The following is a 16,172-nucleotide window of genomic DNA, read 5'->3' on the forward strand; positions in this document are numbered from 1 at the left end:
ACATCAAGGCGGAGGTGAACGAGAGGTTGAAGTATTACGCTGTCTCCCGGCAAATGGTGCTCTTCGCCGTCGAACGCCGCAAAGCCTGGCGCATGCTCCAGAGCAAAGCCGGCGTGACCAATAAGGACTACCTTGCCCAGAAGTCGCTTCTCAAGAAAGCGGACGAAGGCAAGATTCCCGTGGCCGATTTGAAAGCCCGCACGCGCGAGTTGGTCGAAGCCGAAGTAGCTGCCCTGAGCGCGCCGGCGGCCCCACTTGCGGCAACACCGGCGAAGGCATAGAGGCCGGAGCGTCGCAGTTCGATTCGACGGGATGACAAGCAAAGATTGAAACCCGTCGGCCATGAGACCGGTGTTTCCCCTGACGCGAGCAGGGGGCTGGCTATTGTAGAGTTCGACTTTCCTGCCTCCGCAAGTCCAGCGGATCTAACACCTCAAAATTGCGCTTGTGTAACGGGCCCGGCCAACAGTCTCGCCCACTTTCGGGCCTTCCGAGTGGAGAACGAAACAGTCGAGTTGCCAGTCCTATTGGCTGACACCTTCCCCGGCACTTCGGCGCTGAATCCAGTCTGGCGGCTGACAGTAAGCGTCTCCAAACTTCGGCCAGCACCCACTCAGCGGTGACCAAGTGCGGTCCGGAATCACGGAAAGCTTCGAGGAGATGATCTTGGCGCGGACGTGGGTTTCGTCGCCCTTACGTCGTAGCCAGCTATTCCTTCGGCAAAAAGTTTTCCAGCGTGAAGAATCCGATCGGTTGAGACGGCGGTCGCTCTGGATTGCGTAATCCCACAAAAAACAACGTGCGGCCATCCCTGCTGAACCGGAAGTGACGCGCGTCGTAGGAATCCAACTCGACGATTCGCGCCTTGTCGCCGCCTTGCGCGCTCACGCGCCAGACTTCTTTTCTCCGCGAGGGTGACTCATCCCCCTCTCGGACCCGGGTATAGAAGATGCACTTTCCATTCGGCAACCAGGTCAGCCCTCCGCTTAAGCCGCCCTCCACGCCCACGGGTGGTGCAACCGCATTGTCATGGCGCGCTAACTCCCTCACCTCGCCTCCGGCTGCAAGCACAACAAGGATCCGAACGGTTTTGGTTTTCGGATTTCGCCCCATGAACGCGATGAAACTTCCATCGGGGGACCATCCTGGCCAGCCAACAACTTCATTCGGATCGTTCCAAACCAAGGGAGGTTTTGCCGCTGGCTCTGCGTTGATGACGAATAACGCACGCGGACCTGTTTGCTTTGTTTCATAGTCGATAGGCATAAGGAAGGCGATCTTCCGGCCATCACGCGACAGCGCGGGAAAATGCGTTACGTAGCCGCCCCAAGAAGCTGTATTCGTGTTGGCCAGTGAAACGGAGAAAAGGCTTTGTGTCTGGCCGGTCGCGATATCGACGCGGAAAATCCCATTCATCGACCCGGCTGTGTGCACCATCAGACTTTTTCCGTCGGGAAACCATGCCTGGGGCAGCACCCCACGGAGAGTCATGGGGATGATCCGTTCCACTTTTCCTTCGATTGAGACGATGCCAAGGTTGGTCCAGCCACCCACGAAAGACCCTCGGAAGGATGCGGGGACAGCAACGCTCCGCCCATCAGGCGACGGATCCCCACCTCCCGAAACGGTGTCGGTCACTCTCGTTGGGCTTCCCACGATTCGGCCTGTTTCTGGATCAACGCTGGCGAGATAATAGGAAAGGGATGGCTGCCTTGGCGGGTCACCTCGCCGAAAGAGGAGCCGTCCGTCCCGCAAGACTTGGAGAGGACTGATCTCACCGACGTCGTTTTTGATCAGAATTGAATTACCATCTGGAACCCCGTCCCTGATCCGTTGGGCATAAAGATCGGCTCCGTCGGCGTCAGACGCCTTGAATAGCAGGTACCGACTGTCGGGCGTCCAACAAAGACTCGGCGTTGCAGAACCCGGCACGGGGAAGGTGAACGCCCCAATCTCATGCTCACGCATGTTCGACAATTCAGCGACAATGAGGCGTCCATCGCTCCGGCGGACAAAGGCGACAGCCTTGGCATCTGGAGAAAGCGATTGGTGTGACGTCGCGCTGTTTCCGCTCGTTTCCGCTCGTTTCCGCCGTTTCCGCCGTTTCCGCAATGGCGTAGATTTCCCTGTTGACGCCAGATCGAATTCGTTAGGATGAACGCGAATTTTTATGAAATACACGCGCACACAGCTTTGGAGCCGGTTTCAGAAATACTACTCGGAATTTCCGAAAATAGGGCTGGCGATTGACTTGAGTCGAATGAACTTCCCGGACGATTACTTTGATTCCATGGAAGCACGCGTGCAAAAGGCCTTTCGCGCAATGGTGGAGCTGGAGCGCGGGGCGATCGCCAACCCAGACGAGAAACGCATGGTCGGCCATTATTGGCTGCGGAATCCTGCGCTCGCCCCCCAGCCGGAAATCCGCCGAGAAATTGAGGAAACGCTAACCCAGATTAGAATATTCTCTTCGGATGTTCATAAGGGAACGATTCGCGGGGAGCGAGGCGATTTCAAGAACCTCCTGGTCATCGGCATCGGCGGCTCGGCCTTGGGTCCGCAATTTGTCTCCAATGCTCTTGGACATCCAGCCAAGGACAAACTCAGTGTGTGTTTCTTCGACAATACAGACCCGGATGGGATGGAGAAGATTCTCAGCGGGATCAAGGATCGGCTCGGCCAAACCTTGTGTGTCGTTATTTCCAAATCCGGAGGAACTAAGGAAACGAGAAACGGCATGCTCGAGGCCAGCGCGGCGTACTCTGAAGCCGGATTAAGCTTTGCAGCGCATGCAGTTGCAGTGACGGGAAAGGGCAGCGTCCTGGATAGTTTTGCTGAAAAATCAAAATGGCTTCGGCGGTTTCCGATGTGGGATTGGGTTGGCGGACGCACAAGTGAACTCTCTGCAGTCGGTCTGCTCCCGGCAGCTCTGCAAGGCTTCGATATCGACGCTATGCTTGATGGTGCCAAGGCGTGCGACGAAATCACAAAACAACCTAATATTAAGGAGAATCCGGCCGCTCAACTAGCATTGATCTGGCACTACGCAGGGGACGGTCGAGGATCGAAGGATATGGTTGTGCTGCCGTATAAGGATCGGTTGGAACTTTTTTCGCGTTACCTCCAGCAGTTGGTAATGGAGTCATTGGGAAAGGAGTTGGATCTGGATGGAAAGGTAGTCAATCAAGGAATTGCTGTGTATGGAAACAAGGGTTCTACCGACCAACATGCGTATGTGCAACAACTTAGAGATGGAGTGTGCAACTTCTTCGTCACTTTCATTGAAACACTCAAAGATCGGAATGGCGTTTCGATCATGGTGGATCCAAACGTAACAACTGGAGATTACTTGAGCGGATTCTTGTTAGGAACTAGGCAGGCCTTATATGAGAAGGATCGAGAATCCATTACAGTCACAATTCGAGACGTCTCAGCGTTCTCTGTAGGTGTCTTGATCGCTCTTTACGAGAGGGCCGTTGGCTTCTACGCCACATTAGTAAACATCAACGCCTATCATCAACCTGGCGTGGAAGCGGGCAAAAAGGCCGCAGGTGCTGTGATCGACTGGCAGTTGAAGATCATTGAATTCCTATCCAAGAACAGCGTCCGCGCGTTCTCGTGTGATCAGATCGCTCGAGAGATTGGTGCTCCTGAAGACGTGGAGAGCGTGTTCAAGATATGCGAGCATCTCGCAGCAAATCCGGACAGAGGAATCAAGAAATATCCCGGCACAACGCCGACATCGGCTACTTACGCGAGAGCCTGAGTCATGTTCGTTTACCCGAAGCATTACGACGTAATCGTAGTTGGAGCCGGTCACGCCGGCGTCGAGGCTGCACTAGCTGCTGCCAGGATGGGTTGCCAGACGCTGATGCTCACAATCAACGCAGACACCATCGGGCAGATGTCGTGCAATCCTGCGATTGGCGGGCTGGCCAAGGGACACTTAGTTCGTGAGATCGATGCTTTGGGTGGTGAAATGGGCAAGGCCACCGACATGACAGGACTTCAGTTCCGGATGTTGAACACCCGCAAAGGGCCTTCTGTTTGGGCTCCGCGAGCGCAGTGCGACAAGAAGGCCTATCAATTCAGGCTCAAGTGGATTTGTGAGAAACAGGTCAACTTGGATGTGAGGCAAGGCCAAGTTCTAAGGTTGCTCTACGAAGACGGAAGCGTCACGGGCGTAGAAACCAACCTGCAAGTGCAATACCGAGGAAGAGCCGTAGTAATCACTACGGGCACTTTCTTGCGTGGACTCATGCATGTAGGGGCGTCGCAGCAATCGGGAGGTCGAGCTGGAGAGTCCGCCGCCATGAGTTTGTCCGGCTCATTGAAGGAACTTGGCCTTGAGCTTGGACGGTTGAAAACTGGGACACCTCCCAGACTTCTGAGGCGTTCAATTGACTTTTCAAAGACAGAGAGTCAACCGGGAGATGAGCCAGTGCCGTTCTTCAGTTTCTGGAAGTGCGATTTGTTCCACGTGGAACATTCGGGGATCAATCCAAATGACATCCGTCGTTCAAACCGAGCCTACCCTCCTGGATCAATCCTCGACAGGATCAATGGTCAACTGCCGTGTCACATAACCTACACCACGGATGCGACTGCCAGTCTGATCCGCAGGAACATTCACAAGTCTCCCATGTATTCCGGTGTAATCGAAGGTGTCGGACCGCGATACTGTCCTTCGATCGAGGATAAAATCATGAGGTTCCAGGATAAAGAGCGGCACCAGGTTTTCCTGGAGCCTGAGGGAATCTCGACCGACGAGATCTATGTAAACGGATTCTCTACTTGCCTGCCTTTTGAAGTACAGATTGAGCTTGTTCGAACCATTGGCGGATGCGAGCAAGCCGAAATCATGCGCCCGGCTTATGCCGTGGAATATGACTTCGTCTTTCCAACTCAACTGAGCCCGTCTCTGGAGACTAAGATTTGTCGAAACCTATTTCTTGCTGGTCAGATCAACGGGACTTCAGGATATGAGGAAGCTGGTGCGCAAGGGCTAATCGCCGGAGTAAACGCTGCAAGAAAAGTCCTCGGCCAAACTCCTATCGTATTAAGGAGAGACCAAGCCTACATAGGTGTGTTGATTGATGACCTGATTACTAAAGGCACCGTTGAGCCGTATCGGATGTTCACGTCAAGGGCTGAGTATAGATTGACGCTTCGGCAGGATAACGCGGATTTCAGGCTGTCTGAAATCGGTCAAGAGATCGGGCTGTTGCCGAAGAGGAATTACGAGAGTTTCGTATCAAAGAGGCAATCAGTTGATCGAGAGCTAGATAGATTGTCAACGACTCGCGTTGGAGCGGTCTCTTTGCTGCAATTACTCCGGCGTCCCGAAACACGATACGCTGATCTTCCAGCAAGAAACAATTCGATTAGTTTGGAGGTTGTTCAACAAGTGGAGATTGCAGTAAAGTATTCGGGCTACATAGCACGCCAAGAGGAAGAGGTGGCGAAATTCAAAGCAATGGAAGACAAGCGGATTCCAAGTTGGCTGGATTACTCAACGGTGCCGGGATTTAGAACCGAAGCGAGGCAGAAGCTCGAACGAATCCGACCGGAAACTCTTGGACAGGCCGCACGAATTTCAGGTGTATCGCCTGCGGATGTGAGTCTGATTATGGTCTGGATGAAACGAAATCCAGCACAGTGGCCAGACAAACCGGCCGTGCTTCCTGTGACCTCGGCAGAGCATTGTTGAGATTTAGAATTATTCTAAATATTGACAAGCTGCAATTCGGCGACTAAATTCACCACCTATTTGCGGAATGCAGAAAGCACAAACTCATGAATTGAATGAGCGCCTCGCGACCAGCGGTCTGCGGTTCACGGCGCAAAGGCAGCATGTATATGATGTTCTGCTTCAGACCCGCGATCATCCGACTGCGGAAGAGGTTTTCATTCGCGCCAGGCAGACAATACCGGACATCTCGATTGCAACGGTCTATAACTGCCTGGACGCCTTGGTTAAGTGCAATCTGGTTCGACAAGTGAATGTTGATCGGGGCGCGACGCGGTTTTGCCCGAACATGGAGGATCATTACCACTTTTGTTGCGACGATTGCGGCCACGTGTATGACATCGATCCGAAACAGGTGGATGGCCTCGCGCAGATCAGCCTTCCAAAGGGATTCAAGTTGACTCGCCGTGAGATCTCCCTCAAAGGTCTCTGCCCCGAATGTGTCGCAGAAGAATAGTCCCTCCTTTAGCCTCTGAGTCCTATGAGCACGGCTACCGAAACCATCGAAGGATTTGTCAAGACGGAGTACAAATACGGATTCGTCACGGATGTCGAAACCGAGTCCGCTCCACCTGGGCTGAACGAGGACACGGTCCGTCTGATTTCGTCGAAGAAGAATGAGCCCGATTTTTTGCTTCAATGGCGATTGAGGGCTTATCGTCATTGGCTGACGATGGCGGACCCTACCTGGGCGAAAGTGAAATACCCGCCCGTCGATTACCAAAAGATCATTTACTACTCCGCACCGAAGCGGAAAGGAGCCGGGCCGAAAAGCCTGGACGAGGTGGATCCCAAGCTGTTGGAAACCTACGAGAAACTCGGTATCCCGCTGAAGGAGCGCGAACGACTCGCCGGCGTCGCGGTCGATGCCGTGTTTGACAGTGTTTCCGTCGGGACAACCTTCAAAGAGAAACTGGCGGAGAAAGGAATCATCTTCTGTTCATTTACGGAGGCGGTTCAGGAACATCCGGATCTGGTTAAGAAATACCTTGGAACTGTCGTGCCGTACACCGACAATTTCTTCGCCGCCTTGAACTCCGCGGTCTTCAGCGACGGCTCGTTCTGCTACATTCCGAAGGGCGTGCGCTGCCCGATGGAGCTTTCGACTTACTTCAGAATCAATGCGGCGAACACGGGCCAGTTTGAGCGGACGTTGATCATCGCCGAGGAGGGGAGTTACGTGAGCTACCTGGAAGGATGCACCGCGCCCATGCGCGACGAGAATCAGTTGCACGCTGCGGTCGTGGAACTTTTGGCTTTGGACAACGCAGAAATCAAATACTCGACCGTTCAGAATTGGTATCCTGGAGATGAGCAGGGACGCGGCGGAATCTACAATTTCGTCACCAAGCGAGGCATGGCCAAAGGCAAGAACTCCAAGATTTCCTGGACTCAGGTCGAAACGGGATCAGCGATCACTTGGAAGTATCCGAGCGTTGTGTTGCAGGGTGACAACTCGACCGGTGAGTTTTACTCGGTTGCCCTGACAAACAATTATCAGCAAGCCGATACCGGCACCAAGATGGTCCACGTTGGAAAAAACACCCGAAGCACGATCGTCTCAAAAGGGATTTCCGCCGGCCACGGCCAAAACAGCTATCGGGGCCTGGTCAAGGTGTTGAAGGGGGCCGCGAACGCCCGGAATTTTTCCCAGTGCGATTCTTTGCTCCTGGGAAACAAATGCGGCGCGCACACTTTCCCGTACATTGAGATCAAGAACACTTCGTCCAAAGTCGAGCATGAAGCGACGACGTCGAAAATCGGCGAGGACCAGATTTTCTATTGCAATCAACGGGGCCTCTCGACTCAAGACGCAGTCAATATGATCGTCAATGGGTACTGCAAAGACGTTTTCAAACAATTGCCGATGGAGTTTGCGGTCGAGGCCCAGAAGCTCCTGGGAGTGAGTTTGGAAGGGAGCGTTGGCTAGCGCGGCAGGCGGCGGCCTGAATGTTCGCGCTGTGAAGTGTTTCGCAACGAACTCATGTAAGTCGGAAGGTCGATTTGTCTATTGAACGGTTGATCAGAAATCCATTTATGCTGGAAATAAGGAATCTGCACGCGGGCGTCGAAGGCAGAGCCATTCTCAAGGGAGTCAACTTGATTATACGGCCTGGCGAAGTCCATGCCGTGATGGGGCCCAATGGCAGTGGCAAGAGCACTCTGGCCCAAATCCTGGCGGGTCGCGAAGGCTATGACGTCTCTGAAGGGGAAGTTCTCTATGGCGAAAAGAACCTGCTGGAAATGGATCCGGAAGAGCGCGCGCGAGAAGGCGTTTTTCTAGCCTTCCAGTATCCGGTTGAAATCCCCGGCGTGAACAGCACCTACTTTTTGAAGGCGGCCCTCAATGAGATTCGCAAGCACAAAGGCCTGGCAGAACTTGACGCCGTCGAATTCCTGGCCCTGGTGAAACAGAAAATGAAGTTGCTGGATCTGGGTGAAGATCTATTGAAGCGCCCGGTAAATGAAGGCTTTTCCGGAGGGGAAAAAAAACGCAACGAGATTTTCCAAATGGCGGTGCTGGAGCCCAAGCTCGCGATTCTCGATGAGACGGATTCGGGGTTGGATATCGACGCCCTGAAGATCGTTTCCAACGGCGTGAATCGGCTGAAGCGCCCGGACAACGCCCAACTCCTGATCACGCATTATCAGCGCTTGCTCAACTACATCGTGCCGGACCACGTTCACGTTCTCTTCGACGGCCGCATCGTCCGTTCCGGTGGACGCCAACTCGCCCTGGAGCTCGAAGAGAAAGGTTACGATTGGATCATCCGCGAAGAACCTCAATTCGCGTGACGCGCCGCACATGCCATCGGGCTATCCCATGATCGCAACGCCACAGAACCGGGAGACGAGCGTCGCCGATCCTCTCTTGAAGAGCTTTGAGCGGCTTGAGAAGAGCCGAGGCGAAGAATCGCCTTCCTGGGTGTTTCCCGTGCGCAAGGCGGGGCTGGCGCGCTTTGCGGAAACAGGATTCCCAACGCTGCGCGATGAAGACTGGCTCTACACCAACGTGGCGCCGATCGCGAATCTCCCTTTCCAGCCGATCTTGGATTTTGCGCCGCGTGACGTGGCTTCCGGATCCGTGGATCAGTTGCCCCTCGGCAAGTTGGGCGGCGTCAGATTGGTCTTCGTCAACGGAAGTTTTGTTTCCGATCTTTCAGTTCTTCCACAGAAGAACTCTCGTCTCCGGGTCGAAAACCTGAAAACTGCCCTCATCAAGGAACCGAACTTATTGGAGATGCATTTCGCGAAGTCAGCCCGCGTCGATGACAACCCTTTTACAGCGCTGAACACGGCGTTCTTTCAAGACGGCGCCTTCGTTCATGCAACACCGGACAGCACACTCGAAGAGCCCATTGTGCTGTTCTTCATTTCCACGGCCACCGGCCTTGGAAACACTTCTCACCCGCGAAACTTGATTCTTGCTGAAAATGGTTCCCGACTCACGGTCCTGGAGTGCTATGCCCAAATCGGCGAGCCAACCGGTTTCACGAACGCGGTGACGGAGGTGGTGGTTGGAGAAAGCGCGGCGGTGGAATACTGCAAATTTCAGGATGAGAGTCCGGAGGCGTTTCACGTCGCGTCAATCCACGCCCACCTTGGCGCCAGGTGCAATTTCACAGCGCACTCGGTCGCTACGGGCGCGCGGCTGTCCCGCAACAATATTCGGGTCAAAATGGATGGCGAAGCGAGCGACTGCGTGTTGAACGGCCTGTACCTCACGAAGGGCGATCAATTGTGCGACCACCACATGATCGTCGAGCATGCCAAACCTCACTGCACCAGCCACGAGTATTTCAACGGCATCATGGACGGACGTTCCCGCGGGGTTTTTCACGGCCGGATTCTGGTCCGGCCGGAAGCGCAGAAGACCGATGCCAAGCAAACGAACAAGAACTTGCTGCTCTCGGACGGCGCGACGGCGAACACCAAGCCTCAACTTGAGATTTACGCCGACGATGTGAAGTGCACTCACGGAGCCACGATCGGCCAATTGAATGACGACTCGATTTTTTATTTGCGCGCCCGCGGCATCGGCCTTGAGACGGCCCGGCGGATGCTGATCCACGCGTTCGCCGGCGAGATTGTCGAGCGGATCCAATGCGCAGCGGCGCGGAAGGAACTTGACGACCTGATCTGGGACCGGCTGGAACAGAACCCCCACGTCGCGGAAAGGCGGTAAACCATGTTTGATGATCTGCACGACCTGTATCAACAGGTCATTCTCGATCACAGCAAAAGTCCGCGGAATTTCCGAAGAATGGATGGCGCGAACCGAAGAGCCGAAGGTCGAAATCCACTTTGCGGAGATCAGGTCACGATGTACCTTCTGCTCGAAGGCGAGGTCGTCAAAGACATCAGTTTCCAGGGATCGGGCTGCGCGATTTCAAAAGCGTCGGCCTCCTTGTTGACGGATGCGCTCAAAGGCCGGAGCAAAGACGAAGTGAAGAGACTTTTTGAAAAGGTTCACGATATGGTGACAACAGGCAACGTGAGCGCCGACGAAGTTGGGAAACTGGCAGTGTTCGCCGGCGTCCACAAATTCCCGTCGCGCGTCAAATGTGCCATTCTTCCATGGCACGCCGTTATGGCCGCGGTCGATGGAAAACCCGAACCGGTCTCGACGGAATGAGTGGCTTCGAATCTAAGCTCCAACTGGCGTTTCACTCTTATGCATGACAGCGGTCCAGTCACGTTGACCCGGGATGTCGAAGCCGCCATGGTCCCGTCGGGGACTCCTGTCACGCTCCAGAAAGGCGAACAGGCTTACATCACGCAGTCGCTCGGCGGCAGCTATACTGTCGTCGTCAACGGGAACATGTTCCGGATCGACGGCAAGAATGCCGACTCGCTTGGAATCCAAGTTCTGAAGCCAGCGGCCTCCGGAGCCGGGAAAGCGGCGTCCCCCGAGGAATTCGAGAAGCAAGTTTGGGACGCCATGCGAACGTGTTACGATCCAGAAATCCCGGTCAACATAGTCGATCTGGGTTTGATTTACGATTGTCAGATTGAGCCGATCGCTGCCGGCAGCAGCCGCGTGAACGTGAAAATGACGCTGACGGCTCCGGGCTGCGGCATGGGGCCCATGCTGCAACAGGATGTCCAAAACAAGCTTTTGTCTCTCGAAGGCGTGGATGAGGCGAACGTGGAGTTGGTTTGGGATCCGCCCTGGAATCAAGGCATGATGACCGAGGCAGCCAAACTTCAACTCGGACTGTATTGACCGAGGAGCAGACGACACGAATCAGCCGCATGAGCATGGCGAGTTCCTTACTTGAGTCCACGACAAGCACGATCGATTGGCCGGCCTTGCGCAACGACTTCCCCATTCTGCACCAGACCGTCAACGGCCACCCTCTGATCTATTTCGACAACGCGGCCTCGACCCAGAAGCCCCGGTCCGTGATCCAGGCGCTCTGTTCGTATTACGAGCGGGACAACGCCAACGTGCACCGAGGCGTGCACGAGCTCAGTAATCGCGCCAGCGCGGCGTACGAAGCGGCGCGGGTTCGCGCTGCTCAATTCGTCCATGCCAGGAGTGCGGATGAAATCATTTTCACCCGCGGCACAACCGAGGGCATCAACCTCGTCGCCCAATCTTGGGGCCGGAAGAACCTCAAGACGGGGGACAGAATCGTCCTCACCCAAATGGAGCATCACAGCAACGTCGTCCCGTGGCAGCTCCTGGCCGAACAAGTCGGCGCGCAGTTGATCTACCTCCCCATCACCGACGACCGGGGAATCCTCGACCTCAATCGACTGGACGAATGGCTGATGCCGGAAGTGAAATTGCTCGCGGTGAGCCACATTTCCAATTCGCTGGGCACGGTGAACCCCGTCGCGGAACTCTGCCGGCGCGCGCGAAGACTTGGCGCCGTCACATTGGTCGATGCCGCTCAAAGTGCCGGACACTGCCCCCTGGACGTCCAGGAGATTGGGTGCGACTTCCTGGCCTTCTCCGGCCACAAAATGTGCGGCCCCACGGGCATCGGTGTCCTCTACGGACGCCACGAATTGCTCGAAGCGATGCCGCCTTATCAGGGAGGAGGCGACATGATTTCCAGCGTTGATTTTCACCGCAGCACGTGGAATCGGGTGCCGCACAAATTTGAAGCAGGCACACCCCATATCAGCGGAGCGATCGGTCTGCGCGCAGCGATGGATTATCTCGACAAGATCGGACGCAAGAATATCGCCCGACGGGATCACGAACTGGCGGCCTATGCCTACGAAAAGCTCTCGCGTCTGAGCGGACTTCGGCTTTTCGGCCCGCACGTGGGCCGCGCCGGCCTGGTGAGCTTTCTGGTGGCTGACGTTCACGCGCATGATTTGGTCACCGTGGCGGATCAGCGGGGAATTGCCCTGCGCGGCGGCCACCACTGCAATCAGCCCCTCATGAGAAAACTCGGCGTGGAAGCAACCGCGCGAGCCAGTTTCTATTTCTACAACACGGAGGAGGAGATCGACCGCTTTGTCGAAGTGCTGAGAGAGATCCAGAAATTCTTCAGCCGTTGAAGCAGAGGACATGTCCGCGTTGATTTCCAATATCGGTCCTTGCAGCGTCATGAAAGAGGTGCTGGAGGCGTACCCGGGCGCGCAACGGGCGTTGTTCCGCCGCTACCACATTGGCGGCTGCAGCAGTTGTGGATTTCAAATGACCGAGACCCTCGCACAGCTCTGTCAGCGGAACAATAATCTGAACGTCTCAGAAGTCCTTGACCATATCCAGGCCAGCCATGAACTGGACGCCAGGATTCTCATTTCTCCCGCCGAACTGAGTGAGCTTCGCGCACGCGACAAATCTGCAAAACTCGTGGACGTGCGCTCCCGCGAAGAATTCGAGGCTGTCCAAATCGAAGGCTCTCTCCTGCTCTCGCAAACCACCATGCAAGAAATCCTGAGCCGCTGGCCGCGCGATCAGTTCCTGGTCATTGTCGATCACCAGGGCAAACATGGCCTGGACGCCGCAGCGTATTTTCTCGGACACGGATTTACGAATGTCCGATGCATTCGCGGCGGAATCGATGCCTGGTCGCAGGAAGTCGATGCGAATCTGCCGCGGTACCGCCTTGAAATCTCGCCCAAGACATGAGCGACACGGATCTCCAACGACGGGTTGCTGAAGCGATTCAGAATCCCAAAAACATGGGCGAACTGGAGGGCGCCGACGCGGTCGGCACCGTGGGGAATTCGGGTTGCGGGGAAATGCTGCGGATGTGGATCAAGTTCAAAGAGGAGCAAGGAAAGAAAATCATCGACCGTGCGACCTTCCAATCATTCGGCTGCGAGACCGCCATTGCCGTGGCGAGCTTGGCGACCGAGATGATCCGGGGGAAGACGGTTGAGGAAGCCCTTTCCATGTCGAGCGACGAATTATCCGGCGAGCTCGGTCCTTTGCCGCCGATGAAAATCCATTGCTCTCAACTTGTCGAAGAGGCGCTGCGATCCGCGCTGGAACCAGTTTCAGATTGCCGAGGAAAACATGCTTCGGACGAGGGGAGTGGTCAGGCCCTGGCTGGCGCTTCGAGTCTTTTGGGCAAACTGGAGGAAGCTTCAAAAGCCGGTTCGGGCATTCGAATTGTCCTGTTGCCCACGAAGCGACCTGAGTAAGAAACGGACCTTGGCGGCGCGAGCTGGTTGCGGGGAGAGGATTTGAACCTCTGACCTTCAGGTTATGAGCCTCAACGATGAGTTTTTTACAAGGTTTTTACTAAGAAATACGCGAATTTCGAGTGCGAAAAAAGGGAAATTAGCCTCTTGACGCTTGAACTTCCCTGCCCAATGATGCCCGCCAACGAACGCGCAAGAAAGGCTGCGTCATGGCGCTGGACTGGAAAGCAACAAGTCAATGGTGGTACGGCCGCTTTATGGTGAAGGGCAACTCGAAGCTCATCAACCTGGGCGTGAAGATCGAGGGATGCCGCCCGCGCAGTATCACGGAAGAAGGCGACCACGCCTTCGAGAGATCGAGGGGCAAGGCGATCCATGAACATGATCGAATCCTGGACGAAATCCGGGCGAAGCACAACCTTGAGGAACTCACGCAACGTGTCCTTGAACTGAAGACGGGGCACCGCGTCGAATCGGTGAAGTTGGCGGACCTGGCGGACGCCTGGGAACGAATTCCCCGGACGCGCAAGACGGTTGAACGCTACACGAGCGCGAACAAGGCGCGACTGGCCCGCTTCGCCGGTTTCATCCGCCAGCAATTCCCGTCCGTCGAAGACATGGACACACTCACGCGGGAACACGTCCGCGCCTACATGGACGCGGAGGAAGCGCGGAACGTGACGCCGAAGACCTGGAACGACACGTTGAAGCTGTTGCGGACAACCTTCCGCCACCTGGCCCCGGATTCGGATGCTTTCAGGAAGTACCTTGCCACGGTCCCGGCGAAGGAAGCGGCAACGGTCTTCCGCAAGCCGTTCACCCCGGAAGAACTGAAAGCGATCCTGGACGCGGCGCGGGATGACGACTTTATCCGCCCTGTGATTGTGACGGGGATCTGTACGGCGATGCGGAAGGGGGACTGCTGTTGCCTGAAATGGACGGACGTTGACCTTGCCCGGCGCTTCATCACGGTGAAGACGGCGAAGACGGGCAAGCGGGCGGAGATTCCAATATTCGACTGGCTTTACGAGGAGTTGAAGAAGCACGCCGGGAACGGGGACAAGTTCTGTTTCCCGGAACAAGCCTTGATGTACCTGGCAAACTCGGACGGGATCACAAATCGAGTCCGGCGGATCATGGCGCGGGCCGGATTCGTGGACGCGGAAACGGCGAAGGCGATCCGCGAGGGGACCACGCCGGGCCTGCCCGTCCTGCCCCCGGACGAGACGCGGCGCATGGGGCTTGAGGCGATAGACAAGGCGGACCTGGCGGACGCGAAGCGGGAGCGGATGCGGGCGGTCTTCAGCCTTTACATGGACGGCAAGAACTTCCCGCAGATTCTCCGCGAGCTTGAATTGAGCAAGGGAAGCGTGAGCGGCTACCTGAACGAAGTCGAACGGATGATCGGCGCGGCTGTGATACGGACGCGGAAGAAGCCGGAGCCCTTGCCGGAGTTTGTCCGCGACGTGGTGACGGTGGACCGCGAGAACGGATTGCGGCGGGCGAGTGTGCGGGACTTTCACAGCTTCCGCGTGACGTGGATCACGCTTGCCCTGGCGCGGGGGTTGAAGCCGGAAACGATCCGCCAAGTGACGGGGCACACGGCGGATGACGTGATGCTCCGGCACTATGACCAACGATCCCAAGAACAGTTGCGCGAGCAAATCCGATCCGCGATGCCGGACTTTCTCACGAGCGGAACGAACAGCAACGGACACGATCGACAGGAACACGCCCGCGACATCGCCGAGCGGATGACGGCACGAACCTGGAAGCGCGACAAGGCGCGGCTGCTGGCCATCCTGGAAGGAAAGCCGGGCGCATGAACAAGGCCGAACTCATAACGTGCAGAAAGGGGCGACCATGACAGAGAAATCGGGACCAACGACAGTTCCGGGATTGACAATGGTAATGTATAAGTTACCTTATGAACCATGAGTTGCGGGAGTTCATGGAAGGCAGCCGGTCGCCGTTTGGGGAATGGTTTGAAAGGCTGGACCCGATGACGGCGGCGCGTGTGGACCGGAACGCTGGGAACGATACAAGAAAGCAAAGGTGTGACATGGCATTGACGAGAACATATCGGGAAACGGTTCTGGCCCGGATCAAGCGCGATCCGAGGTTCGCGCGGGCACTTTACGCGGAAGCGATGAACGCATTGCTGGAAGGCGAGGTTGAAGAGGGATTGTCCATGCTGCGTGACTTGGTTCATGCGGAGATCACCTTCAAGGAACTGGCGCGACAGACGGGTTTTGGCGAGAAGGCGCTGCATCGGATGTTGTCCAAGCGCGGGAATCCCACGGCCCGAAGCCTGGCGGCGATCGTGCGCGCGATCCGGGATGACTTGGGGCTTGTCCCCCGTGTGACAGTGGCGACGGCGTGACCGCCACGGCGAAGGAACGGCAGGCGCTTGCGGCGTCGGACTTCGCCCTGCCGGATTGCAAAGGAAAGGAAGGCTGACATGAACACAGTGCGGATTGACGGCTCTGACTACCCCTACTTCGGCATGACCGATGACCGGCGCGGGATCATCACTGAAGATCGAACCTTTTGGATGTTCCCCGAGTGCTACCCGGACGGCCGCCCCGTGACGGAGCTTCCCCGTATCGGACCTCGCGAGATCAAGCCCGTGAGCTTTGACACGCCGGACTTGACCGGGACGTACCTTGTCGAAGTGAAGGCGGACTATGCGCAGTATCTGAACTACTGGCGCACGGTGACGCCGGAGGACCACACCAAGGAATACGGCCTCTTTCCTGGCCGTGAACGGGACGAAGAAGAAACTGCCTATGCCAAGCGCGTAAAGCAG

At 56.2% G+C, this 16,172-nt stretch carries 15 protein-coding genes; 14 read left to right on the top strand and 1 reads right to left on the bottom strand.

Features of this window, described 5'->3' with window-relative positions:
- Positions 1–708: 708 nt before the first annotated feature.
- Entirely contained in the window at positions 709–1,968 is a 1,260-nt protein-coding gene (locus tag FJ398_17415; GenBank protein ID MBM3839708.1) for a hypothetical protein, read from the bottom strand.
- A gap of 202 nt (positions 1,969–2,170) precedes the next feature.
- Between FJ398_17415 and FJ398_17420 the strand changes: the two genes are divergently transcribed.
- From FJ398_17420 to FJ398_17485, 14 genes are all read left to right on the top strand, one after another.
- A complete protein-coding gene (locus FJ398_17420; protein MBM3839709.1) occupies positions 2,171–3,766 on the top strand; it encodes a glucose-6-phosphate isomerase in 1,596 nt (531 codons plus the stop codon).
- Positions 3,767–3,769: 3 nt separating this feature from the next.
- Positions 3,770–5,710, top strand: a complete 1,941-nt coding sequence (mnmG, locus tag FJ398_17425) for a tRNA uridine-5-carboxymethylaminomethyl(34) synthesis enzyme MnmG (GenBank protein MBM3839710.1) — start codon at positions 3,770–3,772, stop codon at positions 5,708–5,710.
- Positions 5,711–5,777: 67 nt separating this feature from the next.
- Entirely contained in the window at positions 5,778–6,206 is a 429-nt protein-coding gene (locus tag FJ398_17430; protein ID MBM3839711.1) for a transcriptional repressor, read from the top strand.
- Positions 6,207–6,230: 24 nt separating this feature from the next.
- On the top strand, positions 6,231–7,679 hold the full coding sequence (gene sufB / locus FJ398_17435) for a Fe-S cluster assembly protein SufB (protein MBM3839712.1): 1,449 nt from the start codon (positions 6,231–6,233) through the stop codon (positions 7,677–7,679).
- 107 nt (positions 7,680–7,786) lie between these two features.
- Positions 7,787–8,545, top strand: coding sequence for a Fe-S cluster assembly ATPase SufC (gene sufC, locus FJ398_17440; GenBank protein ID MBM3839713.1), 759 nt, complete (start codon positions 7,787–7,789; stop codon positions 8,543–8,545).
- A gap of 28 nt (positions 8,546–8,573) precedes the next feature.
- Positions 8,574–9,935, top strand: a complete 1,362-nt coding sequence (sufD, locus tag FJ398_17445; protein ID MBM3839714.1) for a Fe-S cluster assembly protein SufD — start codon at positions 8,574–8,576, stop codon at positions 9,933–9,935.
- Between the two features lie 3 nt (positions 9,936–9,938).
- Positions 9,939–10,385 carry an SUF system NifU family Fe-S cluster assembly protein gene (locus FJ398_17450; protein ID MBM3839715.1) on the top strand — a complete coding sequence of 149 codons (447 nt, stop codon included), beginning with the start codon at positions 9,939–9,941 and terminating at the stop codon, positions 10,383–10,385.
- 39 nt (positions 10,386–10,424) lie between these two features.
- Positions 10,425–10,976, top strand: a complete 552-nt coding sequence (gene sufT / locus FJ398_17455; GenBank protein MBM3839716.1) for a putative Fe-S cluster assembly protein SufT — start codon at positions 10,425–10,427, stop codon at positions 10,974–10,976.
- A gap of 35 nt (positions 10,977–11,011) precedes the next feature.
- Positions 11,012–12,268 carry a cysteine desulfurase gene (locus tag FJ398_17460; GenBank protein ID MBM3839717.1) on the top strand — a complete coding sequence of 419 codons (1,257 nt, stop codon included), beginning with the start codon at positions 11,012–11,014 and terminating at the stop codon, positions 12,266–12,268.
- A gap of 49 nt (positions 12,269–12,317) precedes the next feature.
- Positions 12,318–12,845 (top strand): rhodanese-like domain-containing protein, encoded by a 528-nt coding sequence (locus FJ398_17465; protein MBM3839718.1) that lies wholly within the window; start codon positions 12,318–12,320, stop codon positions 12,843–12,845.
- A complete protein-coding gene (locus FJ398_17470) occupies positions 12,842–13,363 on the top strand; it encodes a FeS assembly protein (protein MBM3839719.1) in 522 nt (173 codons plus the stop codon). The genes FJ398_17465 and FJ398_17470 overlap by 4 nt, the downstream gene beginning before the upstream one ends.
- A 209-nt stretch (positions 13,364–13,572) precedes the next feature.
- Positions 13,573–15,189, top strand: a complete 1,617-nt coding sequence (locus FJ398_17475; protein MBM3839720.1) for a hypothetical protein — start codon at positions 13,573–13,575, stop codon at positions 15,187–15,189.
- 236 nt (positions 15,190–15,425) lie between these two features.
- The gene (locus tag FJ398_17480) at positions 15,426–15,746 is read left to right on the top strand and encodes a transcriptional regulator (GenBank protein ID MBM3839721.1); all 321 of its coding nucleotides are present in this window, start codon (positions 15,426–15,428) and stop codon (positions 15,744–15,746) included.
- A 78-nt stretch (positions 15,747–15,824) separates the two neighbouring features.
- Positions 15,825–16,172, top strand: a 348-nt coding sequence (locus tag FJ398_17485) for a hypothetical protein (protein ID MBM3839722.1), incomplete at its 3' end; no start/stop codon positions are given.

Source organism: Verrucomicrobiota bacterium, assembly GCA_016871535.1.
GTDB lineage: Bacteria > Verrucomicrobiota > Verrucomicrobiia > Limisphaerales > SIBE01 > VHCZ01.